The following is a 26,300-nucleotide window of genomic DNA, read 5'->3' as shown; positions in this document are numbered from 1 at the left end:
AAGATGCGTCTTTAACTTCCATAATGCTTCGGCCTCGATGTAAAGCGTTTAACTTAAAATAAGGCAAGTCTTCCAAAAGACACCGGAAACAAACGACGCGAGAATCGTAAGTAGCAAAAAGCTGGCTTGTCAACCGTTTAATCTCTAGGGCAAGCTATTTTTTGGAACGATGTGCTACTCAGCCCTTTTTCCCTCTTGATGCGAAACTCCTGCGAGGCCTTATGACTGTCAGATGCCTTCTGCTTCTACTCTGTACGCTGGCTGTTGCTCCTTTGTGGACACTCGCACAGAGCCCGGCTCCGGCTGCTAATTCTGCTGCGGCTGATTTCCCTCAGTTACTCCGATATCGCGATTCCAATGCCGCATTGCAGAAAAGCGGGACACCGGTACGCATCATCTTTCTCGGTGATTCCATTACGGAGTATTGGGGAGAGCGCTCTGGAAAGTGGTTTGAGCATCCGGGCTGGATTAATCGCGGCATTGGGGGGCAAACAACGGCCCAGCTGCTGCTTCGCCTGCAAAGCGATGTGCTGGCCTTGCATCCCCAGGCAGTTGTGCTGGAGGGCGGATCGAACGACATGCGGCTGGGATTTACGCCGCAGGAGATACGCGACCGAATGCTAACCATGGCCGAACTGGCCCGCGCCCATGGACTTGATGTTTTTATCGCTGCGATGACGCCAACCTGCGATTGTTTTAAGCCGCTCTCCGGTTTGCGGACGGTAGAACATATTCAGGAATTGAACCGGTTATTGGCTGATATATGCAGAGCCAACCATTGGACACTGATCGACCTGAATGCTCCCCTGTCAGATAAAGAAGGCCACATGAAGCAGGACTTGACTGTCGATGGCGTTCATCCGAATGACCGGGGATATGCTCTTCTTGCCCCGGTTGTGGAACAGGCATTGCAAAAATACCACTGAAGCCCCTAGCAGACTGGACAGGTTTATCGTTTAACATTTAGATATTCATATATATCTGGCATAGCTGTAGCCAGGACCGCTATGCGCGGAGACCGAATGAGGAAACCTCGACAGGTAACTTTTTCTGCTGATCTGGCCGTCGTTGGCGGAGGCCTGGCAGGCGTTTGCTGCTCCATTACTGCCGCACGCAAAGGCCTCAAAGTGATTCTGGTCCAGGACCGTCCCGTGCTTGGAGGCAACTCTTCGAGCGAGGTCCGGCTATGGGTGCTGGGCGCGACGTCGCACATGGGCAACAACAATCGGTGGGCGCGCGAAGGCGGCGTGATCGACGAGATTCTTGTTGAGAATATATGGAGAAACCCGGAAGGCAATCCAATCATCTTTGATTCGATTGTGCTTGAGTGGGTAAAGCGCGAACCAAACATCACGCTGTTGCTGAACACTGCGGTTCATGAACTGGATATGAAAGACCCGCACAACATTGCATGTGTCCGCGCTTTTAACAGCCAGAACCAGACGTCATATCTCATCGACGCGCCGTTGTTTGTCGATGCCTCAGGTGACGGCATTCTCGGTTTTCTTGCAGGCGCTGAGTTCCGCATGGGCGCGGAAGCAGCAAGCGAATTCGGCGAAAGGATGGCTCCTCCTATCCCAGAACATTCCCTGCTCGGTCATTCACTCTACTTCTACAGCCGCGATACCGGGAGGCCCGTGAAATATGTGCCTCCGGCTTTTGCGCTGACGGACATCACCAGGATTCCCCGGTATCGCGATTTTCGCGTTTCGGATACAGGATGCCGTTTATGGTGGCTTGAGTATGGCGGCGCTCTCGACACCGTAGCGCAAACAGAAGAGATTAAGTGGGAACTCTGGAGCGTTGCCTATGGTGTCTGGAATTACATCAAGAACTCCGGAAACTTTCCTGACGCTGAAAATCTGACTCTGGAGTGGATGGGAACCATTCCCGGCAAGCGCGAGAGTCGCCGATTTGTGGGCGACATCACGCTCACCCAGAATCATATTGTGGAACAAGCCACCTTTGAAGATGCCGTGTCCTTTGGCGGCTGGGCCATTGATCTGCATCCGGCAGATGGCGTATTCAGCGCGCAGGCCGGCTGTACACAATGGCATGCAAAGGGCGTGTATCAGATTCCGTATCGCACAATGTACAGCCGCAATATAGATAACCTCTTCCTTAGCGGCAGGCTTATCAGTACGACTCACATTGCATTCGGTTCCACACGCGTGATGGCAACGTGTGCCTGCAACGGGCAAGTGGCCGGCATGGCCGCTGTGCTTTGCAGGCGGAATAATCTTTCACCGCGCGATCTGCTTCATCCAGAGCGCATGCATACTCTGCAGCAACTGCTTCTGGAAGCAGGACAGCACATCCCCGGCGTTCGCTACTTGGGGGAACATGATCTGGCGCGCAAAGCCACGGTCACGGCCAGCAGCTACTTTAAGTTAGCTGAGCTGCCATCGAGCGGTGAAACAGGCACTTCGGAGCGCCCCTATGCGCTGCTTCTTCCTGTGGCAAAGGGGCCCATGCCACGCATCACGCTGTACGCCAAGGCCACAAAGACTACAACTCTGCATGCAGAGTTGTGGATCGCTTCTCGTGCAGGAAACACAACGCCGGACGTGCAGCTGGACTCGGTTGATCTGCCTGTATGCGCAGGCGAAAATATCGGCGTGCCAGTTCAATTTCATGCAAGCCTTCCAGAGGACTCGCATGTATTCGTCATTGTTCCTCCGTTCGCGGATGGTGTTTTGCAGCTGAGTAAAGCGCAGGCCCCGGGTGTACTGACCTTGTCGCAGAAGATGAACGCATCTGTTGCAAAAAGCCTGGTGCAGATGCCTCCGGAAGGATCCGGAATTGATACATTTGCCTTCTGGCTCCCTGAGCGCCGGCCTGCTGCCCGAAATCTTGCCGCATCCTTTGATCCACCTATTGATCTTTATCGACCGGAGATGGCGATAAATGGGTTCGCACGGCCATGGTGCGGTGTGAATGCATGGGCGCCTGACACAGACGATTCAGTTCCGCAATTGCATCTCGCATGGAATGCACCTGCCGTGATTCACGAGATCAGCCTCACGTTTGATACGGATTTTGATCATTCGATGGAGTCCGTGTTGCTCACGCATCCTGAACGCGTGATGCCGGGATGCGTTACAGCATTTCGTATAAAGACAAAAGAGGGCAAAACACTTGCGGACGTAAAGGAACACCACCAGACCCGCTGGCAGCTTCAACTTGATTTTCCTGTAACGACGCGAGGCATAGAGATCGAAGTGCTGGAGCACGGATCTGCACCGCCTGCTATCTTCAACATCACCTGTCGCTGAAAGGCCCTGTGCTTCGATCTCTGCGTACGAACCCGTGGACAATTGTTGCCCTGCTGTTCCTTGTAGGACTGCTGAATTATTTTGATCGCCAAAGCCTGTCTGTGGTGGCGCCGCGCATGCAGGAAGCGTTGCATCTCTCCGATGCCGGCTACGGACACATCGTCAGCCTCTTCCTGCTGGCCTCTGCGTTTGCGTATGCTCTTTCCGGATTCATATGCGATGCGATAGGCACGCGCAGAAGCATGGCATTATTTGTGGCCTTCTGGTCGGTGGCTGAAGCAGCCACTGCATTTGCCTCGTCGGTTTTTCTATTAGGGCTGGCGCGCTTCTGCTTAGGACTTGGCGAGCCAGGTCTTTGGGTTGCTGCTCCCAAGGCTGTTGGAGAAGTTCTAGACGAAAAACGGCGCAGCCTTGCCATTGGCATCTACACTGCAGGCGCAACGGTGGGTGCAATTGTTGCGATTCCTACCATCATCGGCATTACATCGCACCTTCCATGGAGATCCATCTTTCTGATAGACGGGGTAGTTGGACTTCTCTGGGTTCCTATATGGTGGTGGCTCTATCGTGACAAAAGTCCCATTGCAAAACAAAGCAAAGCATCGCAAAGCGTCTTTCGTGAAGTGATTGCGCGGCCTGAAACATGGCAATTGATGATTGCCCGCGGCATGACGGATCCGGTCTGGTACTTCTATCTTTTCTGGTTCCCGAAATTTCTGTTGAGCGAGCGGCACTTGTCCAGTGCACAGATGTCACACTTTGGATGGATGGTCTATGCTGCAGCCGGAGTCGGCACCATCGCCGGCGGCCTGCTTTCAGGCGCATTCATTCGTCACGGCGTGAAGCCCGGCCTTGCATATCGCCGCGCCATGAGTTGTTCAGCCGTGGCCGTATTAGTGAGCCCGCTGGCATATTTCGCGCCGAACATTATGACCACCATGCTGTTTGCATCTATCGTTGCCATGGCGCACATGGCATGGTTGATCAACCTGACTTCAACTCTGCTTGAAGTGTTTCCGCTCGATCAGGTGGGCAAGGCAGCAGGGCTGGTGGCTGCAGGCAGCGCATTTGGCGGCATGGTCTCGAGTGAGATTGTCGCTTACTTTGTCACACATGGCGGTTATCAGCCTGTGTTCTTTCTTATGGCCTTCATGCATCCGCTCGCGCTCGCTTTGCTCTGGACCGCGTTTCGAGACAAGCCCCGCCTGGCTCTGGCTGAAAATCCCCGCTAGCCTAAGGCAACTCAGTAGCAAAAAGTTTCTGCACTGCCTTCCAGCTGTCCCGACGCTCACGGTCTACAGTCACAACGCCCCACGGCCGTATTCCATTTGCCGGAGTTCCCTTGATGAGCGAGCGGTAGTCATTCCACGTCCACAACGATCCTCCAATCATCCACGGGCGCTCTTTGATAGTATTCACCGCGGTCGTAATCTCGGCGATGCGCTCCGGGTCATGCAATCCAGGTTCACCCATCTTGCCGAATTCTGTAAGAAAGACCGGCTTATCGGGATAGAGCTCGTGCACCCGGTCAAACCGTTTTGCATAGTTTCCGTAGGCATTCATCGATACGAAATCCGAATACTGGCTGGCCTCGTCAGCTCCGGTTTTCACAGACGGATCACCTGTATAGCGCGAGGCAAAGGTGATGAGACGTGTTGGATCAAGCCCGAGTGCGAAAACGCGCATATCGTGTGTCCATGCAATGCCATCTTTTGTATAGGACTCGTATTCGTTGCCGACGCTCCATGCAATCACTGATGGATGGTTCCAATCGGCCTCCATCATCTCCTGCATCTGCTTCTTGAACCTGGCGCGAATTCCTGGGTCCGCCATCTGCCCTGAGCCCATGTTCCAGTTGCCGGCTTCAGCAATAATCAGCATTCCGTGTTTGTCAGCAAAATCCAGCAGCGCCTGCGCCTGCGGATAGTGAGCAATGCGCATCATGCGCATGTTGTCTGCGAGCATGTCGCTCATATCTCGCTCAATAATTGCATCCGACTCGCGCAGGCCTTCTTTGGGATCGTCAGAGACACGGTTCGCGCCGAAGAGATGCACAGGCTTTCCATTCAACAGAAGCTGTGTTCCCTGCACTTCAATCTGTCGAACGCCGATGTGGGCATGTAGCGAATCCCCCGGAATAGAGAGGTCAGCATCGTAAAGAAAGGGATCGCGGACACTCCACAGATGGGCATTTTTCAGGCTTCCTGTCCACACTGCTTCAGCATTCCCATTCGCCGGAACATGCGTTACGGGAAACGTGGCTTTCATTCCGGCAATTGTTGCCGTGATTGTTGAAGAGGCAGCTGTGTCACTCGCATTATGCAACCATACGCGGGCAGTGATCAAAGCTGTACCTGTCTTAAGATCTGGCCTGGCGTCAATCTTTGCGCCACGCAGGTACGTGGCATCGCTGACCAGCAGGCTCACAGGACGAACGATGCCGCCATAGGGCATCCAGCCCACAATGGTGATACGCCCGTCAGTTCCTGAAGACGACTGGCTCGTTGCTAAAGACGGGATGGATGTGAGCGTCGGAGTGTTATCGACATCAATGAGCAAATGGTTTTTGCCCGGCCTCAGTAAGTGGGTCACATCGAACTCAAATGCCGTGTAGCCCCCTTCGTGCGTGCCGAGTTGCTTGCCATTCAACCAGACCTGGGCAACATCATAGACCGCATCAAAGTGAAGGCGAACGATCCTGCCTTTGCTGATCTCCGGAGCATCGAAATCGCGTTCATACAATGCATGGCCTATGTACTTCTCATATCCTGATTCGACAGGCCAGCAGTGCGGCACTGTCACCGGATGAGATGCCGGCTCCAAAGTCGTGCGGAAACTCCAGCCTGAACCGCTCAGGTCAATGGAAGTCGCGGCATGAGCCACAGCGCAGCTCAGCAGGCACATCATCAGCAGGCGAATTAGCACAGAAGATACCCCTCAAAATTAAATTTAGGAGAGGTTAACCGTTTAATTCATTTAATTGACGAATGTCAATCATTCAGGCTGTAGTGCCGGGCAGAAGCTCATAGGGAAGAAGCACGCGCTGCGGCTGTATGCCCGTACTTTCAATGGAGTCAATCAGAAGATCGGTCGCAATCTCTCCCATACGAAAAGTAGGGATGGCCAGCATGGTCGGCCTGGGGCGCAGGTGGTCGCCTGAGCTCGAGTTACTGCGGCTCAGCACGGAGACGTCCTGCGGCAGCGAAAGACCGCGCTGTTCCGCGTAGTCATAAAGATAGACAGTGAGCTGGTCATCGGCCGTAAAGACAGCCGTTGGACGATACCGTTTCGAGGAGAACCAGGTATCGAGAATGGCGTACGCTCTGCCCGCCTCGTAGGCGGAACAGCCAATGCGGTCTGCCGGCAGAGACAGGCCATGCTCTTCCAGGCCGCGCCGCAAGCCAGCGACCAGGCGCTGGTGCGCGGGTAGCGTGGCCAGTCCGCTGAGAAATGCGATGCGTCTATGGCCGCGGCTCACCAGATACTCCGCCGCAGCTTTGCCGATGGCAGCATCATCGACTCCCACATAGTTGATAGGCGCGCGGCCATAGTAGGAATTGATCATGGAGAACTTAATTTCCGCGCGCTGCAGCTCCTCAATGGTTTCATTCACATCCTGCGTTGTGCAGGAGCGGGTATTGATGAAAATAAGACCGTCGGTGAATCGGCTTTCGAGGATCTGGTCGCGCGTGGCCCTCCCTGGTTTGCCGGAAGGAGAAAATATCAGCAGATTGTATCCACGTCGCATGAGCGTGCTTTGGATACCGGAGAGTGCCTGCGCAATGAACTGATTGAAAAAGATCGGGTCGCGCAGGGGTACAACCAGCCCCAGCAGCCTTGTCTTCCGCTCGGCGAGCGCCTTTGCCAGTTCATTGGGCGAATAACCCAGTTCTTCAGCAATGTTAAGAATCTTTTTCCGCCGCTCAGCGCTGACCCGCGTAGACCCCGACTTGTTTAAGGCAATGGAAACAGCTGCGACAGAGACCCCCGCACGCTTTGCAATGTCAGATAATCTGGGCGCTGAGTTCGATCTCACCATGCTCATTGAACCGGAACGATTCAAGTTTTCATATTAGTGCATGACTGGGGCAACGGGTTTTCCGCGCTTGTTTTTGGTCGGCAGATCTGCCAACCAAGAGAAGATTATCCACTCCTGATTAGAAGGAATTCCCATTGCTAAATAGTGCCCAGTTCTGAGTTGAGAACTATTCTGGTTTTCCGGTAATACCCTGGTACAGCCACTTCCGCTGTGCCGACCTGGCGGTTAATATTCAAGCTCCGATCGGACCGCTAGTCATTGTCTTTTGCTGCAATATCCCCGGCATCGATGAGTGGGCGGAACCGATGCACTGGGGGCGGCATGGTGGAATCAGTACCCTTGATGCTTTTCCAGATGATCTCATTGAGCGCATGCATCGGCGCCCTGTCGACATCAGAAAAATCCATCCTGCTGCTCTCGTCAGATCCGTAATCACCATCCTTATTTTTCGCGTTGACGTCGATTTTCGGCCGAATAACGTTGAATGGGGTCACCTGCGCCGTAGTTCCAAAGGACGCATACATGGGCATGGCTGCCGCGTCGTATTGACTCATAGGCGGCAAACCCAACAACAGCTCGATGGACCTTACCATTGAACTTGTGGAATATAGCGTGCTGTCGACGACTCCACGCTTAACGAAAGGACTCAGCACCAGACCAACAGTCCGGCGCGCATCGACGTGGTCCGGCCCATCCTGTCCGTCATCTTCGATGATGAAGATTGCCGTGTTTGGCCAATAGCGGCTGTGACTGACGGCATCAACCAGTTGGCCGATGGCGAAATCATTGTTTGCAACCATCGCCTGAGGAGTGAACGATCCACGAGCCGTGCCATGCGTGTGATCCTCGGGCATGCTCATCACGATGAAATTGGGAAGACGTTTGTTTGGATCGGAGCTGTCATAGTTCTTCTCGTATTCGCTGAACTCTCTCAGGAACACAGCAACGTTGGCAGTGTCGCGCTGGCGTGATCCAAGATAATCGGCGGACACATGGCCTACCAGCCCGCCCACGCCAGGAGCCGCATCCATAGTGGTTCCGGTGCTGGCTCGAGATGCGTATTCACCATAGGAGCGGTAGGTCAACCCTTTACGAGCTGCCAGATCCCACAGATGTCCTGCGGATGGCACGTATGCACGAGCTCGCGCCGCATTGCTCCGCCCCGCATAAGTAGGCGGCCAGTAGCGTTCGTTGAAGTCCGTAGCATACGCCGAGTCTGACCATGAGTGGCCATCGACACTTACTTCACCGTCACAGTACAGGTTATCCAGGATCACATATTGTTTTGCAAGGGCATGCTGGTTAGGCGTTACGTCTTCGCCAAAGATGGTCAGTCGCGGATCTCCATTGGCGCCCTTGAAATCGCCGAATTCCTGATCGTAGGTGCGGTTTTCCTTGATGATGTAGATCACATGCTTGATGGGAGTGTCGACGCCGACCTCGCGCGGAAGAATCGTAGGTTCTTTAGGCGGCCTTGCCTCTGAGAGCAGCGAGTCGCTGTAAGGAGTGTTTTCAATTACCTCATGCGTCCATCCCGGGAGATTCTGCCGCAGGTTAACGGCAGACAATGCTTCAATGCTGCTCTTTTGAAGAGTCTTGACTGTCTCGTCACCGTACCATTTCGAAGCCAGAGGACTCCCGACGCCTTTGAGATCCGGATGCCCCTCTTCTCCTTTGCTGTTTCCAATGAACAGCGTATTGCCATTGTCTGCCAGCGCAAGGGCCGATGGATACCAGCCGGTAGGAATGAAGCCGATCACGGCACTGCGTCCGCGTTCTGCGATCCGAATCACAGCAATTGAGTTGTTGTCGGCATTTGCCACGTAAAGAAGCTTGCGGCGTTCGTCGATCTCGAGTGCATCCGGAGTGGACCCTTCAGGTGCAAGCGGCGTCAAAGTCGTGGAGAGCCGCTCCACGACTTCAAGCGTTTTTGTGTCTATGACGTGGATGGAATTGTCATTGGAGCAGGCCACAAACAGACGACCGTCTGCTGAGAGCTTCATATCATTCGGATTCATGCCCACGTGCAGCGTGCGAATCACCTGGTTCGTCTCGGTATCGATCACGCTCACACTCTCGCTCGACCAGTTTGAAACGAACAGCCTTCGTCCATCTCTGCTGAGAACCGTTGCGTATGGGTTGATCTCCACAGGGATGCGCGTCAGGATCTGCCGGGTTTGGGCATCGAACACTACAACGTTGCTGGGCCCCAGACCTGTCCCGCGATTGGCGGCATAGATCCAATGCTTTCCGGGCAGATAAGCCACCCCGGACCACCAGACTTTTTCTGGAGGGATTGTTTCCACCAACTCTCCCGTAGGTTGATCGCTGAGTCTACCATCCTTGTAGGTAAATTCATATACAGGCGCCATGCTCCACGCAATGTTCTTGGCGCCTGTGGCATTGCCTCCTGAGACATACAATGTGTGCCCGTCTGATGACCAGGCCAGCCCCAGCCACGTTGTCTTGAGCGGAATCTGCTGGGTGACCTTGCGCGTTTTCACATCGATGACGTCGATACCGTGCGGCTGATAACCGGAATGCGTCGCCACCATGACTTTACCGTCAGGAGATACGACAGTATTCAACACCAGGTCACCCGTCGTTGCGATCGCTGTGCCTGCCGGAGTGATTCGCCATCCATTCGGCAGGTCAAATCCACCCTCTATACGTTTCGGACCCTGCTGGGTTGCTTCTCCAATCGGTCGAGGTGATGTTCGCGGCTCTGGCGTCGTAGATACCTGCCCGCCCGCTGAATACATAAGGCCTTCAACAAGCATCAGGATTGCGATTGCACGGACGATAGTCGGTCGCATAGTCATGTGCCATAGCCTCAGAAATTAGGGTCGAAGTTGAAATAGATTGGATTTGACAATCCGACCATGTCCCCGTTGTACTTCGTTGAATCGGGAACCTGCTGATAGGGAGTGGCCGGTCCATGAACTTCGACACGATAGTAGGTTCGGCCTATGTCTGCTGGTGTATCCGTAAACTCGGCGATGGGCATTTTTCCGCTGGCCTGGTAGGTGTTGAATTTGTTGCCGTCTTTCACCACGTTCACGGTGTAGGAGGCATCCGGAACCGTCTTCCCCGTTAGCTGGACACGAAACTTTACAGGCTTGCCTGTGGACCTGGTGTTATCGCCCATCATCATGTCCATCTTGCCGTCCTGGTCAAGATCGGCATAGAACTCGACGCGCGGAGCATATGGATTTGCGCTGACGCAGGCCCTTCCATTGGTCAACGCGTCCACGACAGCCTGCCGAGTCCGCGCTGTGGCAAAGACCCAGGTTGTAGGAGTCCCAACATAGTTTGCTTGCCTCTGAGGCGTGTTCTTTGTCGCCTGATCGGGTGTGTCCGGAGTGCCGTGATGAGAGTCGCTTCCTCCTCTGCCGGTGAGCTTACGCCCTGACGACAGCATGTCGTCCCAGATCATGATCGCATTCGCATTTTTGGACCAGAGGGCGGAATTCCAGACTTCGATCGAATCGACCATATCGTACGAGAATCCGAAATGATCTTTTCCGCTGGGATGGTTAGCCGACAAATGAATCCCAAGCTCTTTCTTGATCGCTCCGATGACGATATCGCGCTGGTCGCGGACATCATAGAGTCGCTGGTGATCGTATGGCCTGGCGGAGAAGACATTGCCGTGACCGCGAGTAGTAGTCCACTCCGCGCCATAGAGAAGCACGACCGAGTCCGATCTGAATTCCGGATCTGTCCATGTATTGTGCGCAACATCGCCCTGTACATGGTTGTCATGGTCTGTAATGCAGAGGTAATCCATTCCAACGGATTCAGAGAAGCCAATAATTTTCGCTTCAGGATTATTGCTGGAATCTTTGCTGTGCCGCGAGTGTATGTGGAGATCGCCCTTAAGCCACATACCATTCGTAAGGCTGGCGATTGGCGGCAGCAAACCCGGTTCAACCGGGGCCCACGGATTGACATGGGTTGCTTGCCCCAGCATAGATGCTTTGGCAGCAGTGCCGGCGGCAAGACCTGCGGCTCCTTTCAGAAGCCAGCGGCGTGAAAAATGCGCAGAAATATTTTGAACACTCACTTCATGACTCCGAGACTGTAAAGAAAATAGTTTTTGTTTTGTCTCGCCTGATTTTGGAAATAATCCCGTCAGAGCCGCTCACCTGGCTCTGACGGTTGGAGAGATATTTTTTCGAGAAAGCTTCAGAAGCTGAACTTCGCAGCGAACTCCATGGTGCGGTTTTCGTTGACCTGCGATGTAATTTTGCCGATGGACGAAGGGTTGCTCACAGCAGCGCTGGGCACACCGAAGTCGGGATGGTTGAAGACATTGAAGGCATCGGCGCGAATCTGGAGGTTATATCTTTCCTTCCAGCCGATGTTCTTCATCAGGTTCATATCCCAGTTCTGGTAATACGGCCCCCAGAGCATGTTGTACCCCGAAGTTCCGTAAGTGAAGTTTGGTGGCGCTGTGAATGCTGCCGGGTTGAACCATTCATTCAATGTCTTATGGCTCGGATAGAGCGGGACTCCAGGCACTCGATTGGCGCGCCCGCTGACCAGTCCGACAGGACTTCCAGGAGCAGTATAGGTAACAGAAAACGGCTGTCCGGTCTGGAATGAGGTGATTCCTGCTATCTGCCATCCACCGATGATCTTGTCCACAAGTGTGCCTGAATCATGAAAGAGCATCTGTCCCCTGCCGAACGGCAGCGCATATGCATAACTCACTTCGAGCGTCTGCGGAGTGATGTTGGAGATGTTGCCGTAAGAGTCCCCAATGTTTGCCGGGTTCTGGAAATTCTCAACCCCAAGTACACGAATCCACTGATACTCAGCATTGATCATGAAACCGTGGCTGTATTGTTTGTGAACGCCGATCTGCAGTGAATTCCCTGTTGTATGGAAGATCGGACCGAAGTTTTCCGAGATCGTCGAAAAGGGCTGGAAGGGCCGGCGCGTTTGTACCACACCCGGCGCAGGTGAAGGAAGATTGATGTCCCTTTGCGTGTTCCCGGGGCCGCCAAAATTGTTCTGGTGAATCGTCCTCTGGCCGACGTAACCGATACGCATGTCCAGGCCTTTTCCGAACTGGTGCTCAATAGCAAGGTTGTACTGTTCGGTATATGGCGTCGTCGTGGAGTGTTGTGCAATAACCGACGGATTCGCTCCGTAAGCTCCTGCGCCCGCAAAAGGAGCGTTCATGGTGATCTGCGGAATCGAACCAGCCGGCTGCGAGTAGCTGATGGAGCTCACGAAAGGAAGATTTCCGAATGCGCCATCAATATAAGAGGAGGGCATCAGGTTATAGAAGAGCCCGGCCGCGCCACGGATCACTGTATTTGGAAATGCCTGGTAGGCAAAACCAAACCGTGGAGCGACATTCGTTGTTGCCTGCCCCAGATAACCATATAGGCTCGCCGGAAGCCCGACCTGAGGCGCTAGCACCGTGTCCGGAATGTATGCGGGAATCGTAGCCGCTGGATAAGACTTCGCGAAAACAACCACCTTGCCGACGCTCGGAACAAAAAGCGAGGCCGCATCGTAGGGATTTTCACCGAACCATTGCAGATCATAGCGAATGCCATAGTTCAGGGTCAGCTTTGGAATCGGCTTATAGTCATCCTGGACATACATCCCGTATTGGCTGGACAGATATCGCGTGACGAAGTCGCCCGGCGTAGCATTGCCCGTCGAATTCGGATACCCGAGCAGGAAGTCAGCGTATGGATTGCCGGTGTAACGCCCGTTAAAGTTGTAGGCGCCGCGTGCCGGGGTCTGCGCATTGTCCTGCCAGCCATTGTCATAAAGGTAAGAGAAGCCTGTCTTGATCGTGTGTTTCGACAGGACCTTGGTGAGCGCCACGTTTGCCTGATAGGTCTGTTCAAGGTTTTTCGATCCAGCTTCTCCAACCGGCGTAATGTTGGTGATCGTCAACTGAGGAGCGCCTTCGAGCAGCTGTGGCCCCAGGCCGGGAATGATTGCGGAAAAGTCGGTCTTATAGTTCTGTGCATCGCGATAGAGCGGCAGGTGAAGATAGGAAACGTAGGCGTCAAGCAGCATCGTAGGAGAAAACGTGTGCGTCCAGCCAAGAACGAAGATGGTGTTGTGCTCGCCATCGCGGGCAACGCCGCCTGCCTTGCTGGAACCGGAGCCTGGTGACGCTACATCCGAGAAAGGTCCATACAGCGCTCGCAGAAACGAGAAGCGAATTTGATTGTTGTCGTTGATCTTGTGATCGATGCGGAAGAAGTAGCGGTTGACATCTGTAGTATGAGGAACCAGTTCGAAAGTATTCACGCCAGTTCCAGGCGCCGTTGGCGAAGGATAAAGCAGGTTCTGGAGCTGCACGTCGACCTGGTTGAACATGTTCTGCGGAATGATGTTTCCCGGAAAAGGCTGGCCTGTAGCGGGATTGATGATCGGAGTGCTGAATTCCGTAAAGTTTCCCTGGCGCATCAGGGCTGTAGGCTGCTGGCTATTGAGGCTGACTGACTGTGTCAGATGGAATCCTTCATAACCGAAAGCAAAAAACGAGCGGTCTTTGCCGTTATAAAGTTTCGGAATATAGATCGGACCCGAGATGTTCCCACCATATTCATTGCGTTCGTAAGGAGGTCGAGGCTGTGAGGCGCCAAAATATTGTTTGGCGGAAGTTCCTTTTCCGCGATTGAACTCCAGCACTTCACCGTGAAGCTGGTTGGCTCCTCCCTGGCTGACGATGATGACCTGGTTCGGCTGGTTGAACTCAGCGGGAGCTCCATTGGTGATGACTTTGAATTGAGACAGCGTATCCAATGGCGGCACCTCGCCTTCGCCGCGCTGCAGCATGACCTCCATATTAGAAACACCGTCAAAGGTAAAGCCCACATCGCCGTATGAGTTTCGCTGATTCGTCCCGAATGCCAGGGTGACACCGCGAACGGGAACCTGGTCCTGGGCCGCCACATCCTGCACTCCGGGAACAAGATTCAGCAGTCCCAGAATGCTGAGGTGACCATTGAGAGGCGTATTCTGAATCGTCGGGCTGTCAACAACCAGGCCGACAGAAGAGTTTTCCGTCTGGAGTACAGGCCCTTCAGCAGTAACGTTGACGGTCTGTGTTGCGGAACCAACGTCCAGCCTGGCGTCGATCTGCGCTACCTGATCGATTGCCAGCGTAATATTTTCCTGTTCGAAAACCTTGAAGCCGTCCTTTTCGACGCGAACGCTGTAGACTCCGGGAACCAGCTGGGTGACCTTGTAGGTGCCGGCGTCCGATGTCGCGATCGTTCGGATCGCGTTCGTATCCACCTGGCGTACGGTAACCGTTGCCCCGGAAATCGGCGCTCCGCTCGAATCGGTAATGGTTCCTGAAATCGATCCGGTAAGTCCCTGGCCAAAGGAGCACGGAACAAGTATGAATGCAAGTAGCAGGCTGGCAACAAGAACACATCGCTTTATGAACAGGATTCCGGTGCTCCCGTACTTTTCCCGGAATCGATTCGGCATCTCCTCTAATAAACCTTTCATCACTTCTCCTGTTTTTTAATCGTGAATTGCACGACGAACATGATTCAGCGCTGGGGTTTCAACTTCCCCGAGTATTGGAGAATGCTGACTCGTGCGGTAGGGGTTTCTTCGTGAGAAGTGATCGTCTTACCTTGTGATCGTCGTATCTGGTGGCAAATCAGGCTGTAGTTTTGTATCTCATGGGAGCCCGCATACACGGGTGAGTTGGTCAAAACACACGTCCGTACACGGTCATTCATTGAGCATTCATAGAACCTCACTAAACTTTTAGAAAAGCAGAGCGAGATTTATTACGTAACATGCCAATCCTGGAGTCATCAGAGAAGGTTGCTGCCGGGGCTTCTCCGAGGTTGCGACGGGATGCGCTGATAGACTGCCGTGCGCATGCGAATGATCCACGATGGCAGCTTGCGCAAAGAATTGCATCAAGTGAAGGTCTGAGCCGATCACGGCTGCAGCAGGATTTTCTGCTGTACATCGTTGACCGCGAACTTAGTGAGCGCATAGACGACATCACTGAGCAGCAGATCGGAGTTCTGGTCTTCGGACGACCCGAAGGTTATGACTCCAATGAAGACAACATTGTCCGCAGCTACGCCAGGAATCTTCGGAAGCGGGTAGATGAATATTTCGCCGGAGAAGGCCAGCAGGAAAAGCTCCGCCTTACGATTCCACGCGGAGGGTATCGCCCTGTCTTCTTCGAGCCCGAATCAGAACCGCAAGATAAATCAGCACAAGATAAATCAATAGAAGATACGCCCGATGGGCTGAAGCCTCTGCCCGAGCCGTTACCCGAACCACCACCAGTCCAGCCACGAAGCTTTCAGCTGACTTCGGGAATGTGGCTTGCTCTTGGGCTCGGTGTTCTCATCGGTCTCGGCGCATCACTTCTCCTGGTGATGCGGAAGCCCGCCTTCTCGCATTCCGATGCTCTTGCACATCGTCTGTGGAGCCAGATCTTCAGCAGCGACCGTGATACGTTTCTTGTTCCCAGCGACGATGGGCTAGTCGTCATGCAGGGGCTTACACCTCGCCCCTTGCCACTGGCGGACTATGTCAACGGCCGCTACCGTGTAAGCGCCGACCTTAACGCAATGCCCGGCGGCGCAAGACTCTTCCTGCTTGGAGGGCGGCGCTTTACCAGCGTCGTCGATCTGGATTTTGTCGCACACGTGGCGCAGATGAAAGAGGTCATTCCGGAAAGAATGATGGTGCGCTATGCCCGCGACCTGCGCATGGACGATCTGCGCACCGGAAATGCTGTCCTTATCGGCGCGGACGAATCCAATCCATGGATCGAATTATTCCAGCAACAGATGCCCTTTCGGTTTTGTTTTGACTGTGGCCCTGAAAGGCGTCAGGTTATCTTTAACGCGCATCCTCGTTCTGGAGAAAAGGAAATCTATGTAAACAGCGGGGATGACGATACCTATGGGCTCATCGCATTCCTGCCGAATCTCACGTCGACCGGTCACGTCCTGATCGTCGCGGGCTTGAATACGGCTGGCACTCAGGCTGCGACCTCGTTTCTGCTGGATCGAACGCTCATGGCCCCTATTCTTCAAGATGCGAAGGCCGCAAATGGCACATTACAGCCATTTGAAGTGCTGGTAGGTGCCGGAAATGTCGCCACAAACGCATCCACTCCGCATGTGATTCTTGAGAGAACCGGCTTCACGAGATAAGGAATTACACTTATTTAGCTCGATTTAGCGTTTGCAGATATTACCCGGAATCAGCATGTATTATTGCTGCCAGCCTCCGCCCAGCGCAGCGTAAAGTTGTACGAGTGAATTTGCTTCCTGCTGTTGAGCCTGAGACAGAAGCAGTTGTGCGGCGTAAAGATCCGTGTCCGTGGTAAGAACTTCAAGATAGCTGGTATTGCCGCCGGCATAGCGAAGCCTCGCGAGCCGCACAGCATCAGCAGCGGACCGCACTTGTTCGAACTGCTCCTGCCGTCGCTCCCGGGTCTGTTTGTAAGATACAAGCGAGTTTGAAACATCCTGCAGAGCGCTCAGTATTGCCTTCTGATAGGTAAACACCATCTCCTGCTGTTGTGCTTTGCTCAATCGATAGTTGCTGCGGATGCGTCCACCATCGAAGATCGGCTCGGTAACGGAACCAGCCGCATACCAATACGAATTAGCTCCATTAAAGATCGCACTGAGCTGGTTGCTCGCAGCTCCTCCCATGCTGGTAAGGGAAATCTGCGGAAAGTATTGCGCACGAGCTACTCCAATGCGGGCATTGGCAGCAATAAGCTTCGCCTCAGCCTGTTGAATGTCGGGCCGTCTTTCAAGCAGCTGCGATGGTATTCCGACAGGAACCTCCTGCGGATGCGGCTGTTGTTCAATTGGCAGGCCACGGTCGACGCTTCCCGGGCTATGACCGAGAAGTGTGCTGATGGCGTTCTCTTCCACGACGATTTGACGCCGCAGTTCTGGCAGATTTGCCTGCGCTGCATGGAGCAGCTCTTCTGCCTGACGAACGTCAGCCAGTGAGCCTGCGCCGTGCTGTGCGAGAGCCTGCGTAAGTTTCAGTGAGTCGGTTCGTGCTTTGATGGTATTTTCCGTAATTGCCAACTGTGCATCCAGGCTGCGCAGTTGGAAGTATGCCTCAGCAACGCTCTGGATCAGGGTAGTTCGGGTTGTGCGCTGTCCCCATTCGCTGGCCAGAAGCTCAGCCCGCGACGCCTCCGTCTGGCGCCGATACAATCCCCAGAAGTCAAGATTCCACGCCGCTGACGCGCTTGGCCCGCCGCCATTGAAGAAAGAGTTAGCGGGTGTTCCGTTGCTGTTGTTGCCTGCCAGAGATTGAGGAATCTGCAGTGCGCTGTAGCTCCCGCCTCCGCTTACTGATGGGAATTGCTGCGAGCGCGTTACACCCACCTGAGCCTGCGCCTCAAGCACCCGCTGGGCCGCAATGTGCAGATCGAGATTGTTGGCCAACGCCTCCTGAATGAGTTTCTGCAGAATGGAGTCCTGGAAGATTGCAGACCACTGCTCATCCCCAATTGAGGTGGATGTCATAGCGGCAATGTCAGGAGCCTGTGCCTGATGATAGTTCGCCGGGATATCTACTGCGGGCCTCTTATAGTTCGGACCAACAGTGCAGCCGGCGATTCCCAGCATAGCAACCAGAGATAGTATGCCGGCGACACGCATCGTAGCCCGCTTGACAACTGGAATTGGAAACATGATCGAACCTTTCCCCTTACCGCACCTGAACGTCCTGGCCTTCGTGCAGAAGGTCGTTCGGGCTTGCCACGAGCGCGTCTGAGGCGTGAAGTCCACTGAGAACCTCAACCTGCGTCCCCATATCGTGACCGATCACTACAGGCACAAAGTGGATTTTGTGACTGTCCTCCACAGTAAGAACATGCATACCTGTGGAATCAATCACGAGAGAGCTTGTTGGAATGATGAGTGAGAGGCGCTGTTGGGCAAGAGTGAATCTCACTTGCGCATACATACCCGGGAGAAGCGATCCGTCTCTGTTGTCAACCTGGACTTCAGTCAACATTGTGCGGGCCGCGTTATCGAGAGCGTTGGCACTACGGACTACCGTACCAACGTATTCGCGATCCATGTGTTCCTTCACAGTAACAACGGTCTTCTCGCCGTTCTGGACCTTGACTGCTTCCGATTGAGGCACATCAATCTGGATGCGAAGTGTTCCGCTTTGAGCAATGGTGAAAAGTGGTTTGCTGGCGGTGGTGTTGCCGGTGGTCACAAGGTCTCCGCGCTCCACATTGCGGGCAGTGATGATTCCATCAAAGGGTGCAACCACCCGTTCAAAGCCTTGCAACTGTTCGAGACGCGCCACATTGGCCCGGTTCGCGGTAACATTCGCCTGCGCGGCCGTGATGTTTGCTTCGGCTGCTGCGGTGTCCGCTACGCGCGCATCATAGGCCTGAACTGCCTCGTCGACAATCTGCTGTGAAATGGCCTGCTGCTGCCCCAGAGGCAAATCACGTTCCTTCGTAAGCCGGGCAAGTTCTGCATTCGCTTTTGCCTGCTGCAAGGATGCATTGGCCTGCTTCAACGCAGCTTCGGATTGTGCCAGCGTAGCGCGCGCTTGAAGCAACTGTTGATCCACTTCAGGCGATGAAATGATAGCGAGAACCTGGTCTGCCTTCACAGTTGAGCCAATGTCGACGTTTCGGCGGTCGATATAGCCCTCCGTGCGCGCGAAAATAGACGCGCTATAGAGCGGCTCGATGTTTCCGGGAAGAAGCAACGTCGATGTGGGTGCGCCCGTCTGCGGGTGAATGAGCGACACGACAGGATGTGTGACAGGCGATTCGTTCATCGCAGCAAGCGCCTCACGTTGGCGGGCCAGCCTTGGAACCGCACCCACAGCAGCAAGAACAATCAGCAGTGCAGCTGCTGCGGTCAATTTAGTCCTGATCCCAATAGCGCCCTTCACCTTCTGCTCGGCCGATATGGTCTCGATCTCCTGCTTCATAGAGCCTCCTGTTTCTTTCCGTGAATCAAGGTGAACATCAAAGGAACAAAGAAAAGCGTGGCAAAGGTAGCGACGCCAAGACCGCCAATTACGGCGCGAGCGAGCGGGGCATTCTGTTCGCCGCCTTCACCCAGACCAAGCGCCATCGGCAACATGCCAACGATCATGGCAAAGGCTGTCATGATAATCGGCCGCAAGCGCGTATAGCCCGCGGTGACCGCTGCTTCAACGGCAGAGACGCCTTCTGCGCGGCGCTCATTGGCGAAGGTCACCAGAAGAATCGAGTTCGCTGTCGCCACACCGGTCGACATAATGGCTCCCATCAGGCTGGGGACATTGAAGGTCGTTTGTGTCAGGTAAAGCGCCCAAACGATGCCTGTAAAGGCTCCGGGGAGCGCACAGATAATGATGAAAGGATCGCGCCAGCTCTGATAGTTGACGACCATCAGGAGGTAGACCAGTATCGCCGCGAAGGCCAGTCCCAGGCCGAGACGATTGAATGCCTCGTTCATGCTTTCCACCTGCCCGCGCAAAACAATCTTCGTCCCTGCCGGTAGCTGCTTCTCCTCTTCCTTGAGGACACGGTTGATTTTGGCCGCTACCGAACCGAGGTCACTATCCTCGGTATTTGCGAGGATGTCGAATACCGGTGCAACGTTATGGTGATTTACGACTACCGGCAGAACAGCAGGTGTAAGGGTCGCCATGTTTCCGAGTAGTTCGCTCCTGTTGTTCGCGGTACGAAGAGGGATCGGAGTATTCTGCAGCGCGTTGATCGAATCGACGCGGTACTGTGGCGTCTGGGCTGCAACCATGTACGTCATCCCCATCTTCGGATCAAGCCAGAAATTCGGCTGCACCGCGCTGCTGGAACTGAGAGAGATGTAGATGCTGTTTGCTACGTCCTGCTGAGTGAGACCGAACTGCGCCGCGCGCACCCGGTCGATGTCCAGATGCAGATCAGGCGCGCTGACGACCTGATGCATGTGAACATCGACAGTGCCCGGAATGCTCGCCAGGCGCTCGCGCAGATGGCGTGCAATGTCGTAGTTCGCCGGATCATATCCCTGCACTTGAACATCAATCGGAGCAGGGAGACCGAAGTTGAGGATCTGCGTGACAATGTCTGCCGGCTGGAAAAAGAAAGTCAGATTCGGAAACTGTTTCTGCAGCTCCGAGCGCATTTGCTTGACGTAACGATCAGCTGGGCCATGGTGCTTTTCATTCAGCGCAATAAGGATTTCTCCGTCTGCGCTGCTGATCGTCGCTCCATCTCCGAAAGCGTAGTTGAAGGTTTCAGGACTGAGCCCGATGTTGTCGATGATCAGTTCCACTTCATTCGCCGGAATAATGTGCCTTATCTGGTCTTCTACCTGGCTGAAGATCACCTTGGTCGTTTCAATGCGGGTTCCGGGTTCAGCCCGTACATGTAGCCGGATCTGACCTGAATCAACTGCGGGAAAGAAGTCTCTGCCAACAAAGGGCAGCAGCACAAAGGCTGTTGCCATGAATGCAATGGAAGCAATCAACGCTGCTCTGCGATGGCGCAGAACGCTTCGCAACGCATCGGTGTAGCGATGCTGAACCCAGGCGAATCCTTCGTTGAATCGGTGATTGATGCGCCCAAAGAACGAGCGCTCCTCGAATGCGGAAGAGTCGGAGTGACCTTCGAAGGAGTGTTCCGCTCCCAGCAGATAATTCACCATCACCGGGACCAGAGTCCTGGACAGCAGATAAGAAGCCAGCATGGCAAAGACAACGGCCAGAGCCATTGGCGTAAAGAGATATTTGGCCGGTCCTGTAAGAAACACAACCGACACAAACACAATGCAGATGGTGAGCGTAGAAACGAAGGTTGGAGTTGCAATCTCTGAAGCCCCGATGAGCACTGCCTCTTTGAGCGGCTGCGAACCCATGTGACGGTGAATATTCTCGATCGTGACAGTCGCGTCATCCACCAGAATGCCGATAGCGAGAGCGAGCCCGCCCAGCGTCATGGTATTCATGGTCTGTCCCATAGCGCTGAGCACAATGATGGAGGTCAGAATTGAGAGAGGAATAGAGACTGCGATGATAAGCGTGCTTCTCCAGCTTCCCAGAAAGAGCAGGATCATCAGTGCGGTCAAACATGCAGCAATGATTCCTTCTCGCAGAACGCCTTCAATGGATGCGCGTACGAATAGGGATTGGTCGAACAGTTCTGCGATTTTCAACCCTTTTGGCGCAGCAGCACGGGATGCAGGCAGCACATCGTTCTTAATCTGATCCACAATATCCAGAGTCGAAACGGATCCGGTCTTCATGACCGAAAGCAGGACATTGGGTTTGCCGTCTGCGCGGGAAGCATTTTGCTGTACTGCCCAACCATCTCTTACATGGGCAATGTCGCGCATATAGACGAGCGAACCATTGACGGTCTTGACTGGCACATCGTTTAACGTAAGGGCGTCTACTGGACTTGAATTTGTGCTGACGGTGTACTCATGAGTACCGATCTTCGCTGTGCCGGAAGGAAGAGTAAGGTTCTGCGTATTGATCGCAGCGACCACGTCCGTGGGTGTAACGCCTTTGGCAAGGAGGGCGTTCTGGTCCATGTCCACCATAATCTGCCGTGCAACGCCGCCATACGGCGCGGGGAGAAGTGTCCCCGGGACGGTAGATAACTGTTGCCGAATACGGAAGAGGCCATAGTCATATAGCTCGGACTCCGACAGAGAGTCGCTCGACAGCGAGAGCTGAATAATAGGCACTGTAGATGCACTAAAGCGGAGAATCCAGGGTGGATTCACTCCAGGAGGCATGCGGAACCGTATGGCATTCACTGCAGCGCCGATTTGCGACATGGCTGCGTCAATGCGCACTTGCGGCTGAAAGGAGATTTTGATAACGCTAGCGCCATTTACCGTCTGCGAATCGATTGCCTTGATATCGTTGACAGTCGCCATTACGAATTCGCTGAATGTCGTAATGCGCTTCTCCATCTCTCTTGCGGAAAGCCCTTGATACGACCAGATCACCGAGACAACCGGGATATCAATATTCGGGAAGATATCCGTGGGCGTAGTGGCAATCGAAGTGACCCCTAAAATCAAAATAAGGATGGACGCTACAATAAAGGTGTAGGGTCTGTTCAGTGCTAGCCGTACAATCCACATGTGGGTCCCCCAGAAAAACAATTCATCAGGTCGCAACTATTTCGATGCACATCAAAATAGTTGGATTCAGAATTCAGAGTTGTACATCTGTCTGATATGGGAAGAATGAACGACGATGAAGTTGCACGGATTGGAAAGGCGCTGGGCGATCCGAATCGTCTAGCGATCTATACTCAAATTTCCGGGCATGACGAACTGTTCTGCGGTGAAATTCACGCGAAACACACCATCACGCCAGCAACGTTGTCACATCATCTCAAGGTTCTGGCTGATTTGGGGCTGATCACATCCCGCAAAGAAGGGCTGAATGTCTTTTACCGCGCTGTGCCGGAAAAACTGACTTCATATCTGAAATATTTGACTGCAATTACATCGAAGACACGATAACGCCGCTAAGCTGCGTAACAGTCATTACCCTGCGCCTCTAACGTTTCATGCCTTCGGCTGTGCGGACTCGGCTGGTTCCATGCGGTCAAGACACGCCCAGCTAAATTTGCAGAAAAAGACACGCCTATATAAAAACGGCACAAGCGGGATGAACCCACTGAAGTAATTGAATTTGATATGAAAGCTTTGGAGGCGCGGGTCGGGATCGAACCGACGCATAAAGGTTTTGCAGACCTCTCCCTTACCACTTGGGTACCGCGCCTTGGACAGAAAATCTTACTTCAGGAGGCGGTCGTGAAGCCAGCCAGCTTCAGATTTTCTGCGGCTGACTGGAGCGGGAGATGGGATTTGAACCCACGACCCTCGCCTTGGCAAGGCGATGCTCTACCACTGAGCTACTCCCGCGTGATTCCTTAATGAGTATATCGGGCGGGAAAAAAGCGGTCAAACTTTCTCTAAGGCAGGCGTCCGATTTATTGGGTCGAGTGCATCAACCTGGAGATGAAAAGCTCAGGCCTGGCTATGTCTGGTTTTCCAAAAGGCGATGATGAAGAGCACTCCCCAAAAGAGGTCGAAAATGCCCGCCATCTCCTTTGGCACGATGCGTCCCTGCCCGTAGAGCACGATCAACGCAATGCCATAGAGAAACTTCTCAAAAATCGCAGGCACCATGATAGGGCGATAACGCGCCGGGTTCGAACCAATGATGAGGAAGACCAGCTGCCAGGAAAGGCCGACGCCAATAAATCCGTAATAGAAGCCGGGGTGCGTAAGTGGCGGAGGTGTTTGCTTCCCAATCGTGTCAAAGAGAAAGTACAGTGGAGTGAGAACAAGAAAGCCCCAGATACCTGCGATCAGGAAAACAATCCGCGCAAACTTCATTTCAACCTCATCCTCCTTCATGGATTCAATCCGGAATTCGTTCTACCATAAAGACCTGCGAACCGCAGGCCAGTTCGTTTGATAACGCTGTTTCAAAAGAATGATTCTCTCCGCTACCGAAATTGTTGCGCACCATGACCGCCTGACAGCATTGTGGCACCAACAGCCTTCCGCACTCCCGGCAGAAAGCCATGGAGAGTTCCTCGATACAGTCATCGCGCAGCATCTCGCCAATTTCGAATTGTGGCACACAGAAGACAAGGCCCGTACTCCGGATGCGACTGACCGTGACATCGCCAAGGTCAAGCGTGCCATTGACGGCGTCAACCAGAGGCGCAATGATCTGGCGGAACGTTGCGACATCCTCCTGCTCGAGCACTTGCGTGCCGCAGCCCCCCCCAATCCTGAGTCTGAATTGAACTCGGAAAGCCCGGGGCTCATCATCGACCGGCTTTCCATCCTTGCACTCAAGCTCTTTCACACGGAGGAAGAGATTCGCCGCAAAGATGCGCCTCAAGGCCACGAGGAGCGCAATCGCGAGCGCTACCTGATCCTCGAAGAGCAGCGCAACGATCTCGCTGCGTGCCTCGATCGTCTCTGGCAGCAGGCGCTCAATGGCGAGCGCCGTTTCAAGCTCTATCGCCAGCTCAAGATGTACAACGATCCTGCATTAAACCCGGCGATTTATAAATCCCGGTTATAGTAGATTCTGTTCCCCATCTGTCAACCGAAAGCGGCGCGATGGATGGATTACCTGGCTTCATCCTTCATTGCACGACGCCAGGCATTTGACTCGCGGCCCACTTCTGCGTATAAAAACGAGTTCAACGGGAATTTTTGCATGTATGCCGCGCGCAGCATGTCTCAAGGAAACCAGGAAGATCATCGGTATGCAAGAAACACGTCAGGCTGGCTCCCGCCGCACCGCTCGCGCTGTCGCCAGCCAGGGCCGTCCGGTTATTGATAAGGAACATGAGCAGGCGCTGAAGCTGTACCAGGGCGCGGTGCAACTGATGCAGGAGGGCAAGTTCGATAAGGCGCGCGCCGCCTTCGAAAAGCTCCTGTCCGTGGCTCCGCCTGAGTTGGTCGAGCGGACTAAGGTGTATCTTGCCGCCTGCGAGCGCCAGACCCAGCAGGAGACGCGCAGTTTCGCCTCGCTGGGCGAGGAGTACGACTATGCCATCTCGCTGTTAAACACAGGCGATTACGAGGACGCGCGCGATCACCTCGAAAACATTCTCAAGAGAGACCTCTCCGCCGACTATGCGCATTACGGCCTCGCGATCTTGAACAGCATCACCGGCCAGGCAGAAGAATGTCTGGAACATTTGGCGACAGCCATTGAACTCAATGCGCAGAACCGCATTCAGGCACGCACGGATTCTGATTTTCAGGACATGGCTGACGATCCGCGCTTCACTGAACTGCTCTACCCCGAAACACCGTAACTTTCCTAACCAGGCCGGGTTCCTGCACAGAGTAAGATGAGGCGGGGCTTCAACACACCACTGAAGCTGCATTTATGAAGTCTGCAACACTTGCATCTTCGCTCGAGACTGCTATCCGGCGAACCGGCCAGACCGATTTGCGGGTGGTGGCCATGGGCGGCGGCACCGGGCTTTCTACGATCCTTCGTGGATTGAAGCATTATGCCCCTTCGCCCAGCGGAGCGGATTCCGGCGGTTTACCCAGCCTCATCAGCAAGCTTGCCGCCGTGGTGACGGTCACCGATGATGGCGGATCGAGCGGTCGCCTGCGCAAGGATTTCAATGTGCTTCCTCCCGGCGACCTGCGCAACTGCATGGTCGCGCTCTCCGAGGACGAGCACCTGCTATCACGCCTCTTCAGCCATCGCTTCCGTTCCGGAGCGGAGCTTGAAGGTCACAGCTTCGGTAATCTTTTTGTCGTTGCGCTTTCTGAGATGACAGGCGACTTCGCCGAGGCAGTGCGTCTCTCGGCAGAAATCCTCGCTACGCGCGGGCATATTTATCCGGCCACTACGGCGAATGTAAGCCTCACCGCCCGTATGGACGATGGCGAGATCGTGCGCGGAGAAACCAATATCACCGCCAGCAAGAAGCGCATCGTCGAACTCACCATGGAGCCGCCGGACGCGAAGCCGATGCCGGAAACACTCGACGCCATCGCCAACGCCGATCTCATCACCATCGGCCCGGGCTCGCTCTTTACCAGCGTGATCACGAATCTTCTTGTCGAGGGCATTCCCGAAGCGCTGGCTAAAGCGAGCGGCGTGCGCGTCTATATCTGCAACCTGATGACGCAGGCGAATGAGAGCCTGCATCTCACCGCATCGCAGCATATCGAGCGCATCTATGAGCATGCCGGCAAGGCAGTCTTCGACTATGCGCTGGTACACACCGGCGCCATTTCTGAGGAAATACGCCAGCGCTACGCCGCCGAAGGCGCCGAACCTATCCAGCCTGACATTGAGCGAATTGAAGCCATGGGCATCCGCTGCATCACCGGCGATTTTGCTGCGGAAGGCAATGTGCTCCGTCACGATGCAGACCGCGTAGCTGCTCAGGTTCTGGAGCTTGCGCTTGAGGCGCAGTCGCGCGGTTAAAACGCTTTGTCATC

The 26,300-nt window shown here is 54.3% G+C and carries 17 protein-coding genes and 2 tRNA genes; 8 read left to right on the top strand and 11 right to left on the bottom strand.

The genetic code is table 11. The features are described 5' to 3' along the window. The first annotated feature begins 221 nt into the window (after window positions 1-221). The 3 genes from AC5S16_RS20360 (at window position 222) to AC5S16_RS20350 (ending at window position 4,507) form a co-directional block, all read left to right on the top strand. Window positions 222-926: a GDSL-type esterase/lipase family protein gene (locus AC5S16_RS20360; RefSeq protein WP_493931949.1), complete on the top strand. Its 705-nt coding sequence runs from the start codon at window positions 222-224 to the stop codon at window positions 924-926. Between the two features lie 96 nt (window positions 927-1,022). Beyond that, window positions 1,023-3,275 carry an FAD-dependent oxidoreductase gene (locus AC5S16_RS20355; RefSeq protein WP_493931948.1) on the top strand — a complete coding sequence of 751 codons (2,253 nt, stop codon included), beginning with the start codon at window positions 1,023-1,025 and terminating at the stop codon, window positions 3,273-3,275. An 8-nt stretch (window positions 3,276-3,283) separates the two neighbouring features. Next, window positions 3,284-4,507 (top strand): MFS transporter, encoded by a 1,224-nt coding sequence (locus tag AC5S16_RS20350; protein ID WP_493931947.1) that lies wholly within the window; start codon window positions 3,284-3,286, stop codon window positions 4,505-4,507. A gap of 1 nt (window position 4,508) precedes the next feature. On the opposite strand, the gene AC5S16_RS20345 is transcribed toward AC5S16_RS20350, so the two are convergent. The 5 genes from AC5S16_RS20345 to AC5S16_RS20325 form a co-directional block, all read right to left on the bottom strand. After that, window positions 4,509-6,200, bottom strand: coding sequence for a glycoside hydrolase family 2 protein (locus AC5S16_RS20345; protein WP_493931946.1), 1,692 nt, complete (start codon window positions 6,198-6,200; stop codon window positions 4,509-4,511). 73 nt (window positions 6,201-6,273) lie between these two features. Beyond that, the gene (locus AC5S16_RS20340; protein WP_493931945.1) at window positions 6,274-7,314 is read right to left on the bottom strand and encodes a LacI family DNA-binding transcriptional regulator; all 1,041 of its coding nucleotides are present in this window, start codon (window positions 7,312-7,314) and stop codon (window positions 6,274-6,276) included. A 251-nt stretch (window positions 7,315-7,565) separates the two neighbouring features. Then, entirely contained in the window at window positions 7,566-10,136 is a 2,571-nt protein-coding gene (locus tag AC5S16_RS20335) for a bifunctional YncE family protein/alkaline phosphatase family protein (protein WP_493931944.1), read from the bottom strand. 11 nt (window positions 10,137-10,147) lie between these two features. Then, window positions 10,148-11,380, bottom strand: a complete 1,233-nt coding sequence (locus tag AC5S16_RS20330) for a CehA/McbA family metallohydrolase (RefSeq protein WP_493931943.1) — start codon at window positions 11,378-11,380, stop codon at window positions 10,148-10,150. A 122-nt stretch (window positions 11,381-11,502) separates the two neighbouring features. Next, window positions 11,503-14,811: a TonB-dependent receptor gene (locus AC5S16_RS20325; protein WP_493931942.1), complete on the bottom strand. Its 3,309-nt coding sequence runs from the start codon at window positions 14,809-14,811 to the stop codon at window positions 11,503-11,505. 299 nt (window positions 14,812-15,110) lie between these two features. On the opposite strand from AC5S16_RS20325, the gene AC5S16_RS20320 reads away from it, so the two are divergent. After that, a complete protein-coding gene (locus AC5S16_RS20320; protein WP_493932050.1) occupies window positions 15,111-16,496 on the top strand; it encodes a hypothetical protein in 1,386 nt (461 codons plus the stop codon). A 60-nt stretch (window positions 16,497-16,556) separates the two neighbouring features. Here AC5S16_RS20320 and AC5S16_RS20315 read toward each other — a convergent pair whose 3' ends face one another. From AC5S16_RS20315 to AC5S16_RS20305, 3 genes are read right to left on the bottom strand one after another with little or no spacing between them, the layout of a single operon-like run. Further along, window positions 16,557-18,008, bottom strand: coding sequence for an efflux transporter outer membrane subunit (locus AC5S16_RS20315; RefSeq protein ID WP_493931941.1), 1,452 nt, complete (start codon window positions 18,006-18,008; stop codon window positions 16,557-16,559). Between the two features lie 16 nt (window positions 18,009-18,024). Further along, window positions 18,025-19,278: an efflux RND transporter periplasmic adaptor subunit gene (locus AC5S16_RS20310; RefSeq protein ID WP_493931940.1), complete on the bottom strand. Its 1,254-nt coding sequence runs from the start codon at window positions 19,276-19,278 to the stop codon at window positions 18,025-18,027. Then, a complete protein-coding gene (locus AC5S16_RS20305; protein WP_493931939.1) occupies window positions 19,275-22,433 on the bottom strand; it encodes an efflux RND transporter permease subunit in 3,159 nt (1,052 codons plus the stop codon). Before AC5S16_RS20305 ends, AC5S16_RS20310 begins: the two co-directional genes overlap by 4 nt. Window positions 22,434-22,538: 105 nt before the next feature. Between AC5S16_RS20305 and AC5S16_RS20300 the strand changes: the two genes are divergently transcribed. Continuing rightward, window positions 22,539-22,820, top strand: coding sequence for an ArsR/SmtB family transcription factor (locus AC5S16_RS20300; protein WP_493931938.1), 282 nt, complete (start codon window positions 22,539-22,541; stop codon window positions 22,818-22,820). 187 nt (window positions 22,821-23,007) lie between these two features. Here the strand turns inward: AC5S16_RS20300 and AC5S16_RS20295 are convergent. The 3 genes from AC5S16_RS20295 to AC5S16_RS20285 form a co-directional block, all read right to left on the bottom strand. Beyond that, a tRNA-Cys gene (locus AC5S16_RS20295) sits at window positions 23,008-23,082 on the bottom strand. A 68-nt stretch (window positions 23,083-23,150) separates the two neighbouring features. Then, window positions 23,151-23,225 (bottom strand) — tRNA-Gly (locus tag AC5S16_RS20290). Between the two features lie 105 nt (window positions 23,226-23,330). After that, window positions 23,331-23,702, bottom strand: coding sequence for a hypothetical protein (locus AC5S16_RS20285; protein WP_493931937.1), 372 nt, complete (start codon window positions 23,700-23,702; stop codon window positions 23,331-23,333). 100 nt (window positions 23,703-23,802) lie between these two features. Here AC5S16_RS20285 and AC5S16_RS20280 point away from each other — a divergent pair, with 100 nt between their 5' ends. From AC5S16_RS20280 to AC5S16_RS20270, 3 genes are all read left to right on the top strand, one after another. Next, on the top strand, window positions 23,803-24,405 hold the full coding sequence (locus AC5S16_RS20280; protein WP_493931936.1) for a DUF4254 domain-containing protein: 603 nt from the start codon (window positions 23,803-23,805) through the stop codon (window positions 24,403-24,405). 187 nt (window positions 24,406-24,592) lie between these two features. Next, a complete protein-coding gene (locus AC5S16_RS20275) occupies window positions 24,593-25,150 on the top strand; it encodes a TPR end-of-group domain-containing protein (RefSeq protein WP_493931935.1) in 558 nt (185 codons plus the stop codon). Window positions 25,151-25,224: 74 nt separating this feature from the next. Then, window positions 25,225-26,286 carry a gluconeogenesis factor YvcK family protein gene (locus AC5S16_RS20270; RefSeq protein WP_493931934.1) on the top strand — a complete coding sequence of 354 codons (1,062 nt, stop codon included), beginning with the start codon at window positions 25,225-25,227 and terminating at the stop codon, window positions 26,284-26,286. The last annotated feature ends 14 nt before the right edge of the window (window positions 26,287-26,300 follow it).

This window comes from Acidobacterium sp. FHG110202_01 (assembly GCF_059115305.1).
Note: the sequence above shows the minus strand (reverse complement) of the source record. Positions and strands in the feature narration are given on the sequence as shown.